Source organism: Bacillus cereus group sp. BceL062 (genome assembly GCF_051780025.1).
Taxonomy (GTDB): Bacteria; Bacillota; Bacilli; order Bacillales; family Bacillaceae_G; genus Bacillus_A; species Bacillus_A toyonensis.
Genome location: NZ_JBPWGY010000003.1, coordinates 264,310 through 276,769, shown reverse-complemented (window position 1 = coordinate 276,769; position 12,460 = coordinate 264,310). Strand labels below are relative to the sequence as shown.

The window sequence follows — 12,460 nt, the reverse complement described above, 5'->3', positions numbered from 1 at the left end:
TAAATACGGAATGAATTACTCGAAAAGGGTAATTCCGAAAGGGTTGAGTTTATGAAGGCTGATGTTGTCTTGTTAAATGGAGAAGTTATTACAGTCGACCAAAAGAATACAGTAGTCGAAGCTGTGGCAATACAAAATAATCGTATCGCATTTGTTGGTTCGAATGAGGAGGTTAAGAGTTTTATAGGAGAAAAAACGGATGTAATTGACTTGCAAGGAAAAACGCTTCTTCCTGGATTCATTGATTCCCATCTTCACCTCATTTCTTATGGACAAAATCAGTTGGCTGTCAGTTGTAAAGCTGAACATATTGATTCTATCGAAGCTTTGTTAGATGACCTAAAAAAGAAGGCATTAGAAACGCCAAAAGGTGAATGGATACGTGCTTGGGGCTTTAATGAAACCGCTGTGAAGGAAAAGCGTTATCCAACAATTACTGAGCTGGATGACATTTCAGTTGACCATCCTATTATTATAACTCGTACTTGTCACCACATAAGCGTAGTGAACAGCAAAGCATTAGAAATTGCGCAAATTAACGAGAACACACCGAACACGAGTGGGGGAGTTATTGAAAAGGATCAGGCAGGAAAGCTTACAGGAAGGTTAATTGAAGCAGCAAATATGGAGATGAGTGAAGTTGCAAGTTATAAAGAAAGTGAAATGATGAAGGCTGTGAAAATTGCATCAGATCATTTCGTTGCAGCTGGTATAACGAGTATACATGACGCAGGTGGAGATGGACCTGAGAGTTTTCGTTTACTACAACGAGCTGTGAAGAGTAGGGATATTCGTGTCCGAATATATGCAATGATATGTCAAATAAATAACTCCCATGAATTTGTTAATAAAATGGTCGAAGCTGGTGTGATAACTGGTACCGGAGATGAGAGATTCAAGGTTGGACCAGCTAAACTGTTTACAGATGGAAGTAGTACTGGACCTACAATTGCAACCCGTGAGTCGTATTCGAGTGACCGAAACAATTATGGCATTCTTTATTATAATGAGGAAGAAATTTATCAAGTGTTAGGCGAAGCACACAAAAAAGGTTATCAAATCACTGTGCATGCACAAGGTGATAAAGCTATTGAAATGTATTTAAATTGTGTAGAAAGGGCGTTAGAGGAATCACCAAGAAAAAATCATCGTCATCGAATCGAGCACGCGGGAATTTCTTCACCAGATTTACAAGAGAGAATGAAAAAACTTGAGATAGTTCCAATTCCAAACCCTCCATTTCCATATGAATTCGGAGAGATATATGTACGGCACTATGGTAATCGTGTTAATCATATGTACGCTGCTCGTGATTATATTGATCGAGGCATCATTGCAGCAGGTAGTTCGGATGCACCAGTTACCGACTATAACCCTTTATTAGGAATTCATGTTGCTGTCAATAGAAAAACGAAGTCTGGAATAGAGGTTGGTGTGAATCAATCTATAAGTGTAATGGAAGCTATTAAACTATACACATGGAATGGCGCTTATGCGAGTTTTGAAGAAGAGATAAAAGGAAGCATAGAGGTCGGAAAGTTGGCGGATTTAGTTATATTAAATGACAGCATTTTAAGTGTGAATTCAAACCGAATTAAAGATTTAAAAGTAGAAATAACTATTATTGATGGTGAAATTATTTATCAAGAAGAAAAATCAGTGAAAATTTAATATTTCATCGTTTACATACCACGTAACTCTTGTAATGTTACGTGGTATTTTAGTTTGTTAGTTTTATGGAAATATAACGGTGCCATCGTATAGTCGTTTCATAACAGTATTCATTTACATAATTTTCGATATAGGAAATAACTATTTTTTTCTTTTAACTGTTGCTAATAGTACAGATTAACTTTTTTAATACTTAAGCTACATCATCTTTATCAATTGTACGATAGAGATAACGACTTCCTTTTTCATTTCTCCTAATTGGCTTCTTTATATGAATCGCAGGTGATATTGCTACTTTTTTAATATATTGGTAAAATAAGTTCTTGGGTCTTACTTATTGTGATTCGTATAATGATTGTCGCTCGACTTAAAGAAAATAGGTACAAAAATTTTGCACTATCTAAAGAGGGGACGGCAACGATTCCCTCTTTTTGGAGCCACTCACAAATGTAAAGCAAGAGAAGAGGCTATATCTCCTCTATTGTTTAGAGTAACCAGCTACTACAATTGGAAGAGGTATATCAAATTCAATATATGGAGGATGTTGATTGGAATCTAGTCGGCATTCTGGTGGATAATGCTTTTTTAGCAATCTATCAATTCTAATAGAATCGATAGATTGCTAGAAAGTGGAAAATGGTTATCCGTATATTCCGAAGCAGTTGTAACAAAGTGTCCTTCCATAATGAAGTGTAAAACCAAAATACGTTGTTTAAAAAGTTATTTGTTAAAATTGGTTATAAGTAATAGAACAGAAAAGAGGATTACATGTTACATAATTTACAGAGAAGTAAAAATAAATTTTTATTATGTCTTATTTTTTTAGTACTTTTAACCGCTTGTGATAATACAGATGTTAAGTCATCTAAAGCTTCATCACCACCGGCTCAGTCAAATATAGATACATCATTAAAAGCACCAAACTGGGTAGAGAAAAGTCCCATTCAACAGTCTCCTAATTTTATTGAAGATAAAAAAGTAAAATCGGTTGTGAATGTAATGGCAACGGGTGATAATTTATATCATGATGCAGTAATTAAAGATGGCAAACAAAAAGACGGTTCATATGATTATCACTATATTTATGAAAATATCAAAAAAGCTGTTCAATCAAGTGATCTTGCTATAGTGAACCAGGAGACTCCAATAGCAGGAAATAATCTAAAAGTACAGGGATATCCGACTTTCAATACACCTGAAGAAGTAGGTCAATCTTTAGTGGACACTGGATTCAATATAGTGACGCAAGCGACAAATCACGCTATGGATATGGGTATTAAAGGTGTTGCGAATACAAGAGAATACTGGAAGAAATATCCGGATGTTATCCCATTAGGCATTAATGAGAATCAAAATGAGCGTAATGAAATAAAAACGATTACAAAAAATGGTATTCGTTTTGCGTTACTAAATTATACATACGGTACGAATGGAATTAAAATTCCAGCTGATAAGTCTTGGGCATTAAATGTAATGGATAAAAAAGCGATCCAAAATGATGTGGAAAAGGCAAAGAGTAGCTCTGATATGGTGATTGTTATGGTGCATTGGGGAGTAGAATATACCTCTACACCTTCAAAGCAACAAAAAGAAGTTGCTCAATATTTAACAGATTTAGGTGTAGATGTAGTAATTGGAAATCATCCACATGTAATTCAACCAATTGAGTGGAAACAAAATAAAGATGGACATGAAACGCTAATCTATTATTCTCTTGGAAATCTTATTTCTGCTCAAGAAAAATTAGAAACATTGGTAGGAGGATTATCTTATATACAATTTGTTAAGTATGAAGATAAAACTTTTGGTATACGACAAGCGGCACTCGTACCGACAGTAACCGACTATGCTGATGGTAAGAAACAATTTAAAATTCAATTTTTAAAAGATTATTCGGATGAAGATTCTAAAAATCATGGGATTAAAAAATTTGTCGGCCCCGTTTCTTTAGAGGATTTCAAGGAGATTCCTAGAGATGTGTTGGGAAATTGGTATAAAGACTAATAAACAAAAAGGGAATGAGATACAATTAAAAAATTTATAATTTTAGCATTGGTATTGGCAATGGGATGGAGCCTTGCTGCTTGTAGTGGAAAGCAAACATCTCAGGAAACTACTAATAATAACGATAAAAATAAAAATGAGATAAATGCGAATAAAAAAGATGTTTTACCTATCTCTGATGTTAATGATTGGAGAATTATTCTTGTAAATAGAGAGCATATGTTATCAAAGGAACTAGGAATTGAATTAACAAGTATTACTCAAAATGCGAAGCCAAATATGAAAATAGATAGTAGAATTGCAACTTCCTATCAGGATATGGTAGCAGCTGCAAAAAAAGAGGGAATCAATCTTTATTTAAGATCAGGTTATCGAGCTATAAAATTACAACAAACTTATTATGATGCTTCAGTTAAAAGCTATAAATCTCAAGGTTTGTCGGATAAAGAGGCTAGTGCTAAAGCATTGGAATATCTTCAGTATCCTGGTGCAAGTGAACATCATACGGGATTAGCGTTAGACATTATTTCAGTTGAATGGCAGAATACGGTAGAAGATTTAAATGCAAAATTTGAAACGACTGATGCATTCAAATGGTTAGATAAGAATGCTGCAGAGTATGGGTTTACTCTCCGCTATCCGAAAGATAAAGAGAATATTACTGGCATTAAGTATGAGCCATGGCATTATCGTTATGTAGGAAAAGAAGTTGCTGTGTATCTAAAAGAAAAAGGGTTAACTTTAGAAGAGTATAGCGAAAAAATTAAGTCAGGCAAGTAAAAATATGCTTTGATTCTATTAAACATTATGCACTGCCACAGGAAAAGGTGGATCTGAGGATGTGTTAACCTTCCGCCTAGTATTGTAAAAACTGTGTATGATAATTTGAGCACGTATGAACCAGTTATCGTGTGAAACGATGTATGTATTAAGAAATTAAATTTATAAAAGAAGCAGTGAAAAAGGATCTGATATTTATATCAGATCCTTTTTCATTCGTAACATAGAATACTTACTTAATTAGGCCTTAAAGACTGCCTGCTTTTCAGGTATTACAATTGAAGAAAAATGCGAAAGCTATTTATAAAATATGGAAATGTTAAAACCCCTTTGATAAAATAGCAATATGCAAAAATAATTATTTGTTAATTCTTAATGTAATGAATATTCATGTTTATATATACGAATTTAACTACATAATTATTGTAATAAAGGGGGAGAAAGATGTTAGATGAATTGTACAATGCTTTTTTAAATGCGTCTGGTTTTACAGAAAGTGCGAGGAAACGAGATCGGTATGATGATTTACATGATTATTTAAAAGATAAAGAAAGAGAGTTAAAGCAATTCATTCAAGAGGCTGAATCAGCGAAGAGAGATTATGAAAGTAAAAGTAATGGCTTGGAAGCTAATAAAATTCCGGCAGTTGAATTTGAACAAAAACGTCATGAAAAGGATGAGGAATTAAATACATTAGTATCCTATTTTAAAAGTGCATTAAGCGATGTTGGATCTGCAAAAGGTACAGCTTATGCAAAGTATTTGGAGTATAAAGCTAAAGCAGAAGCGGAGAAAGCGTCAGCATACGCTGCAGCGACTAAGGCTTTTGAAGAAAAGAAAAAGGAAATTGAAAAACTTATCCATTAAGCATACAAAGAATGGAGGGAATCTACATGAGTGGTAAAGAGGTTGAAATTATAGGAAGTAACACTGCAAGTGCCATTTCTTACGCACAAAACATAGAAAATGGTATGAAGGATTCTTTAAACGAAGCGAAAAACTTAAAAGCATACGTTACATGTGCGAACTGGAATGGAAAAACGAGAGATGCCTTTTTAAGTTATCTAGATTTAATCATTCAATATAACTCAGAACTGGTAGATGCATTTGAAGGACATACGAAAGCTTTGAAAGAGTTAGATAAAAGTATTCAAACGTACGGAGATAGATCGGAAGTAAGGGCGATAAAACAGTTGTGATGGAGAAATGAGGGATAAAAGAATGGGAAAAGAAAGGAATTTTGCACCAGCTGAATTATATGTTCTCGCAGGTGCAGCCGGGGTTACGGATATATTTGGATTGCCAAACCGTGACGTAATTATTTTACTTGATGAAGAATGTGTCACGAAAGCAACTATGAGTTTAAAAGAAAAAGGCCTACTTACAAGTGAAAACGGAATTACCCCTGCAGCTTTTCAAATAATTGAGCTATTAAAGGAATATGAAAATTGTCATGAATACACGAGAATGAATAATGTATTAATTGGCTTTTTAAAAGAGGATAAAGACCGAGTGGCTGTATTAACAGAAATAGAACCAAATAAAAAATACGAGATCGACTACATACCAAAACCGGACGTATATTTTTCATTATTAACACGCATACCCTTCTTATTGAGAGAACCGAGAGAAATAGAAGATACATTTTTCTCAAAGAGAATGACAGAGGCAGAACAACAAACATTTGAGGGAAAAGATTTATCAAATAAAGACGTTATAGCGATAGAAACGTATACGAGGCCTCGAAGTAATAGAGGAGGAAAATGGGAATGTTTCTTATATTTCACTGAAGGAGAAGATTTCGTTCAAATAGATGTAGATCGTAATCGATATGACTGGGTGAGCCTCTATGCGGTTAATAAGAAATTGTATGACGTGTTAAAAATGCCATATAAAAAGTTAATTGACCCGAGACAATTCTCGTTAGGAGGTATTCAATAATGCAAGTTTCAATGGGAGATAGTGGTTCTGGTGGTGGAGAAGAAGTATTAGTTAATTTTCAAGAACTACTTGATATAGTAATGAAGTTAGAAAATATATATAAAATCCATGTAGACGTCATTGGAACAAATATTGAGAGTTTATTAAGCAGTGATTTTTATCAAAAAGGTGAAGCGATGAGAGTAATTGAAAAATATCCTGATATATTACACAAAACACTTGAATTGTCTGAACACTATTTGAGGTCGGCGAAAGTTGTAGGAAATGTATGCGTGGAAATGCTTGAAAAGGACGAACAATTACGTGAAAGATTAAGTAAGTTGTAGAAATCACCATACGGCTGGGGGATGAAAACGAAATGGATGTGAAATATAGACCTGAACCATGGCAAAACATGGGAGATGGTATGAATCGAATTACAAAAGATGCACTCATAAAATTACGGCACGCAAATGAATCATTAAAAAAAATTGATGGAAGAATACGAGATTTAGACTCAGATGGTAGTATACATTTTAGCCCAAAAGATCAATCGCAAAAAATCGGGGAATTACTTGAAAGCTATACGACATTACAAAAATATTGCGGAGAAGCAGGGCGATTGGTCTCTGAACATATAGATAAACCTTTTTTAGTAGAAATGGATAAATTCGCTCAAAAAATGAGAGATACATCTATTCTTAGCTTCGAAACAAATAACCGAATTGGCTCTACAACAACGACAGTATTACCAGATGCGCACGCGGGATACGGAAGTGTACCGCAAACAATAAAAACAAAAAAAGATAAAATAACTGTAGAAGATATTTTTAAAGATTCACCTGCATTTGATAACGTACTGAGAGGGGAATACAAAGAACTAAAAAAACAAAATCCAGATGCAAAACTAAATTATGAAGAATATAAGAAAGTAGTCCCATCCACACGAGGATTTGAATACAAATCGATAGAAGATGAACAGAAAAAACTAGAAATGGTGCGAGACATAGGAATAGGCGTAGGAATCATCATCACAACAATCCTTTGCCCACCACTCGGGGCCGCTGCCGCAGTAGTATACGGCGCTGTACAAATCAAAAGTGGTATCGACGGAGAAGACTGGGGAACACACCGGAAATTGAGCCAAGAAGAGCGGGTAGGAAACATCATTTTTGGCGGATTAGATGCAATCCCAGTTGTTGGAGCAGTAGGAAAAGGAGTAAAAGCATTCAAAGGCACGAGTGAATTAGCTGATTTAGCGAAATTATTAAAATTCAAAGAAGGAATCCCTGGTTTTAATCCAAATTTGGGTAAAAATGTGGTACAATCGCTTAAGGAAAATAAGACTTTAAAAAATGCACTAGATGCTATGAAAAATACTCCTATTCCAGTAGCAGTTAGGACGGTGGATACTGGAATAGGAATGAAGCTTCCTTATATAGAATCTTCAACTGTTGGAGAAGTAGCTGGAAAGTTTTCAAAGGCAAGTACGGCAGCTAAGGATGACGCTTATCAACTTGCGAAGGGTACGGGTAATAGAAGTAAGACAGCAAGTGAAGTTAATTTAAATAATATAGATGATTTTATTAACGGAACTAAGAATTTTGATGATGTATTAGATGATTATGCTCGACATTATATTGAGGTAATAGATATTAAAAACTGGTCTTGGGCCAATAATATTAAAGGTGGAAACAAATTAACAAGTAATAAAAGGAAAATGATAAAACAACGAGCTGAAGAACTAGATCTTATCCCGAAAGTTGAAGTGAAAAAAGTAGAAGGTATGCGCTATGGATTTGCTGATTTTGAAGGACTTGGTCTAGTAGTACATAAAGATGAACTTCCAAAAGATTTATGGTTAAAAAGAGATGTGGAGCAATTTGACTGGTTGAACAACAGACTTCCAGAAGATATAAGGGCTATGGTGGAAAATGGTTCTTATACGTGGCATCATACTGAAGTACCAGGGAAAATGCAACTAGTTCCTTATGGAATCCATGGTATTACTGTTCATAATGGTGGAAGGACTAAAGGAATGTGGTCAGATGCGCCAAGATAATAAAAAAAGGAGTGTTTTGAATGGAAATTAAAAAAGAATCTATAATTTATCCGTTACCGTCTGATAGTTTAATATTAAAGAAAGAAGAATTTTGGAGAGTTCAACTACCGGTAGATTATAAGAATTTCATAAAATTTAATAATGGTGGTTCCCCAGAAAAGAAATCTTTTGTGTGTAATAACCATAGCTATGCAGTTATTAGGTTTTTATGTATTCTTGAAGCCCCAGAAAATATTGAAATAGGTATGTTTGATATTGATGTAACATGGACCCAGCTAGATGAGAGACTTACAGATGATGGAGATTTACTGGGAGTAGCTTTATTACCAATTGCTGTATTATTTGCCGGTGATTTTTTATGTTTAGATTTTAGAGAATCAAGAAGTAACCCGAAAGTTTGTGTGTGGGATCATGAGAATTCTGCTGAACTTGAACCAGTAAGTCATCATGTGGCAGATACATTCGATGAATTTATGGGTATGCTTCACTAATACATCTATCTAGATAAATCACATGATTAAAACTAGATAAAAGAACTCCAAAAAGATTTTTGAATGATACAGGAAAACAATAAGGAGTTTGAAAATAATGACTCACGATGGTTGTACCATCAGGGGCTACTATGTGCAATTCTAGTATAGAAAAAGCAGTACGAGCTTAGGCGAGATGACATTTTACTGGGTGATGAATATAATCACATGGAAAGTATATTAAACTAAGAACTCGTACAAACTTGTCAATTTTAACTTAGTAGTTCATAGCATGTAAAAGGTGTCGTACTGTTACTATAAAACTTACAGATCTTATAAATCTTACAAATCTTACAAATCTATGCTACTTAAAAACATATGAACTTAAAGCACTTGATTGTCTACGAAAGGCAACAAGTGCTTTTTTGTGTTTTAGCGTAGAAATAATGTGGTACAATCGCTTAAGGAAAATAAGACTTTAAAGAATGCACTAGATGCTATGAAAAACACAAACATTCCAGTAGCAGTTAGGGTAGCAGGTACTGGAATGGGAGTGAAGCTTCCTTATATAGAATATTCAACTGTTGGAGAAGTAACTGGAAAGTTTACAAAGGCAAGTGCGGCAGCTAAGGATGACGCTTATCAACTTGCTAAGGGTACGGGTGAAACTCCTAAGATAACTGAAATAAAAGAGAAAGATCTTGGGAAGCACATTGTTAAAGGAAAAAATGGAAGGAAAGAACTTGCGCCAAACGTACGCTATATCACTGAGGATGGTTATAAATATACAACAGATGAGCTTGGTAGAATAGTAGATGTTGAGGCGGAAGGATTAATACTTCAAAAAGGAAAACGAAACACAGGAATGCAAGTGGCTGCAGGAAGAGAAGATCGATTGCCTGATGATGATGGTGGGCACTTGATAGGGACGCAATTCCATGGATCCGGTGACATTGATAATTTAGTCGCTCAAAATAAACAGATTAATCGGTCAGGTGGAGAATGGTATAACATGGAGAAAGAATGGGCTAATGCATTAGGTGGAAAGCCTCCTGAAAAAGTGACAGTAAAGATTGAACCAGTATATAGTGGGCAATCAATGAGACCAAATTCGTTCATGGTAGAATATCAAATTCAAGGGAAGAAACCGGTTATACGTGAAATTTTAAATAAAGCAGGAGGTAAATAATATGTCATTTGAAAATGAATTAAATAAACTTTATCGTAAAATTGCTGAAAAGATAAACGATATGATACCTGTTGAATGGGAAGAGTTTTACTTCAATGGTGAGGTGAAAGATGGGGAAGGAGGAGTTTATTTTTTCTATACAACCTTAGATGAAAAACAAGAATATAAATATTCACACTATATACCTAGAATGTATAATGTTGATAGAAAAATTTATAATCAATTTCTGCACGAATTATTTGATTTGACAGTTCAATTACAACAAGTATTTATTGATAATCAACAAGAGGCGTGGTTTTCAGTTACAATGATTGTGAATGGTGAAGGGAAATTAACAGTTCGGTTTAGTTATGTTAACTGGAATGATTCAGAATTTGGACCTTCAGATAGAATTGAATATTTTGAGTATAAATATTTAAATAGAGAACTAACAGATGAAATAGACAAAGAACTGATGGCAAGAATGAAAAAGTATGAAGAAGAGCGGTCTTAATATAAAAAACATAGTGATTTTGTAAGTATTATAACCACATACATGAATAAAAAATAAAGTATATGTGAAGTAGACAGGAAAAATAATAGGGTGTTTGAAAATACGTACTCCATGATGGTTGTACCATCATGGAGTACAATGTGCAATTCTAGAATAGAAAACAAAGTACGAGCTTTGGCGAGATGACATTTTATTGGGCGATGAATATAAACACATGAAATGTGCATGAAACTAGCGAACTCGTACAAACTCGTAAGTTTTAACGTAGTAGTTGTTACCACATATAAAAGGTGTCATACTGTTACTACAAAACTTACAAATTTATGCTGTTTAAAAACAGATGAAACTTAAAGCACTTGATTGTCAATTAAAGGCAACAAGTGCTTTTTTGCGTTTTAGCGTAGAAAATTAATGAGGAACTATAATTTTATTATGTGAACTTCTTCTGTTTTTTTACATGGTTTATAAAACTGAAAAGGAGATAAATGTTCACTATTACTTTCATTCCTGTTATAAAAAATTCTACAATAGAAGACAGAACGTATATTTGGTATAATCGAAACATACTATATGGGATTACGGACATGAGTTTGAAATTCATGTAATAAGGTAAGTACTACATAACAATACATAATATTTAAAGTTCCAGTACATATAGGATTCAGTTCATGTTATATAAATCAATTGTGAGAAAGGAAAAGATGTAATGAATCAAATTTCATTTGAAGATTTATTTGAAGAAGAAAAAGAGAAGGTGGAGGTAGCTGAGATACCCGTACCGTTATCGCCATTGCAAAAAGCTATTTTGGAATTACTTAATTCTGAAGAAATAAGTGCACTTGAGCTATGCGAACGATTAATACAATCTGGTAAAATACCCGATGAAAGATTCACAACAAATAAGCCTAAAGCATATGGTCAAGTATGCTTAATATTAGAAGGTTTTGTTAAAGAAGGAAAACTTATTTTTATCAAAGATGATGAGAAAAGAGATAGAGTATATAAATTGAAAGAAGAAGTTTTAGATGTATAGAGGGAAATGAATGATTGGTTCTCTTTAACTTTGAGTCCCATTAATCTAGTAATGTCCATAAAAAAAGGTGTCAATCTCACTTAGATTGACACCTTCATACTTTTAACACCTTACATATTTACGTTTGAAACCAAGTCTGCCTCTATCAAGTTCTTTTTGAATACTTTCTGAAGCATTTAGTAAACTGCTTTTTTTCTTATCACGTTTTACTTCAACTATACCAACTTCTTTTGCAGTCTCAACTGCCTTTTCGTGTAGCGGTACATATGAAATTGCCACAGTGTTTAGGAAATTATTCATAGCGGATTTTGTTCGTTCTGGTGAATCATGAATTGTATTTTTCACCATTTCAAGCATATCGGAAATTTTGCTTTCAGAAAACTCATTGTCTTTGCGATTCCCTAAAAGCCAGCAGTAGCAACTCCAGCCTGCAGACATTTTAAGCTCATCCCCACTTGTAATCCATTTATCAGCAACATCTTGTGCAATATTTGCCTCTGATAAAGTTACTGCCACTACATAATCGGATAGCATATAAAAATATGCCCCGTCCATCCAGCGATCAAAATCAGACTCACTCATAGATTTTGGATCTGCAATAATGCCTGCAAAGTACATAGCATCGTAGTTACCTGTGGCATAAAGTTCCTCAGCCAACTCTTGATTTAATTTTATTTTCTTAGCGATTGGTTTCATAGCGCCCGTAGCTACGCCGAAAACTGGCTCGTGTGCACCGTTAGATATGTATATTTTTTTCGTTCTTTCCTTACCGAGGGATTCAAGCCCTTGCATAACTGTTTTAAAATCCATAGCTGTGCACTTCCTTCCTTAATATAAA

General features: G+C 34.2%; 13 protein-coding genes. 12 read left to right on the top strand and 1 reads right to left on the bottom strand.

Going from position 1 to position 12,460, the window contains the following annotated elements; genetic code table 11:
* Positions 1 to 51 precede the first annotated feature (51 nt).
* The 12 genes from ACS2MN_RS09690 to ACS2MN_RS09635 all read left to right on the top strand — a co-directional run bounded on the left by ACS2MN_RS09690 (position 52) and on the right by ACS2MN_RS09635 (position 11,622).
* The gene (locus tag ACS2MN_RS09690) at positions 52 to 1,671 is read left to right on the top strand and encodes an amidohydrolase (RefSeq protein ID WP_000642587.1); all 1,620 of its coding nucleotides are present in this window, start codon (positions 52 to 54) and stop codon (positions 1,669 to 1,671) included.
* A 768-nt stretch (positions 1,672 to 2,439) separates the two neighbouring features.
* Entirely contained in the window at positions 2,440 to 3,675 is a 1,236-nt protein-coding gene (locus ACS2MN_RS09685) for a CapA family protein (protein WP_000903055.1), read from the top strand.
* A 48-nt stretch (positions 3,676 to 3,723) separates the two neighbouring features.
* Entirely contained in the window at positions 3,724 to 4,455 is a 732-nt protein-coding gene (locus tag ACS2MN_RS09680) for a M15 family metallopeptidase (RefSeq protein ID WP_000241997.1), read from the top strand.
* Positions 4,456 to 4,899: 444 nt separating this feature from the next.
* On the top strand, positions 4,900 to 5,322 hold the full coding sequence (locus ACS2MN_RS09675) for a hypothetical protein (RefSeq protein ID WP_000883458.1): 423 nt from the start codon (positions 4,900 to 4,902) through the stop codon (positions 5,320 to 5,322).
* 26 nt (positions 5,323 to 5,348) lie between these two features.
* Positions 5,349 to 5,654 carry a WXG100 family type VII secretion target gene (locus tag ACS2MN_RS09670; protein ID WP_000014533.1) on the top strand — a complete coding sequence of 102 codons (306 nt, stop codon included), beginning with the start codon at positions 5,349 to 5,351 and terminating at the stop codon, positions 5,652 to 5,654.
* Between the two features lie 22 nt (positions 5,655 to 5,676).
* Positions 5,677 to 6,396, top strand: a complete 720-nt coding sequence (locus ACS2MN_RS09665) for a DUF5081 family protein (RefSeq protein ID WP_000514188.1) — start codon at positions 5,677 to 5,679, stop codon at positions 6,394 to 6,396.
* The gene (locus ACS2MN_RS09660; protein WP_070173503.1) at positions 6,396 to 6,722 is read left to right on the top strand and encodes an MFS transporter; all 327 of its coding nucleotides are present in this window, start codon (positions 6,396 to 6,398) and stop codon (positions 6,720 to 6,722) included. The genes ACS2MN_RS09665 and ACS2MN_RS09660 overlap by 1 nt, the downstream gene beginning before the upstream one ends.
* A 32-nt stretch (positions 6,723 to 6,754) precedes the next feature.
* Positions 6,755 to 8,437, top strand: coding sequence for an HNH endonuclease signature motif containing protein (locus tag ACS2MN_RS09655; RefSeq protein ID WP_000382726.1), 1,683 nt, complete (start codon positions 6,755 to 6,757; stop codon positions 8,435 to 8,437).
* A gap of 20 nt (positions 8,438 to 8,457) precedes the next feature.
* Positions 8,458 to 8,928, top strand: coding sequence for an SMI1/KNR4 family protein (locus ACS2MN_RS09650; RefSeq protein WP_000403324.1), 471 nt, complete (start codon positions 8,458 to 8,460; stop codon positions 8,926 to 8,928).
* Between the two features lie 427 nt (positions 8,929 to 9,355).
* Positions 9,356 to 10,096, top strand: coding sequence for a DNA/RNA non-specific endonuclease (locus ACS2MN_RS09645; protein WP_000250833.1), 741 nt, complete (start codon positions 9,356 to 9,358; stop codon positions 10,094 to 10,096).
* Position 10,097: 1 nt separating this feature from the next.
* On the top strand, positions 10,098 to 10,589 hold the full coding sequence (locus ACS2MN_RS09640) for an immunity protein YezG family protein (protein ID WP_000007322.1): 492 nt from the start codon (positions 10,098 to 10,100) through the stop codon (positions 10,587 to 10,589).
* A 706-nt stretch (positions 10,590 to 11,295) separates the two neighbouring features.
* Positions 11,296 to 11,622 carry a DUF3895 domain-containing protein gene (locus ACS2MN_RS09635; protein WP_098806316.1) on the top strand — a complete coding sequence of 109 codons (327 nt, stop codon included), beginning with the start codon at positions 11,296 to 11,298 and terminating at the stop codon, positions 11,620 to 11,622.
* Positions 11,623 to 11,724: 102 nt separating this feature from the next.
* Here ACS2MN_RS09635 and ACS2MN_RS09630 read toward each other — a convergent pair whose 3' ends face one another.
* Entirely contained in the window at positions 11,725 to 12,432 is a 708-nt protein-coding gene (locus ACS2MN_RS09630; protein WP_346994494.1) for a DNA alkylation repair protein, read from the bottom strand.
* Positions 12,433 to 12,460 lie beyond the last annotated feature (28 nt).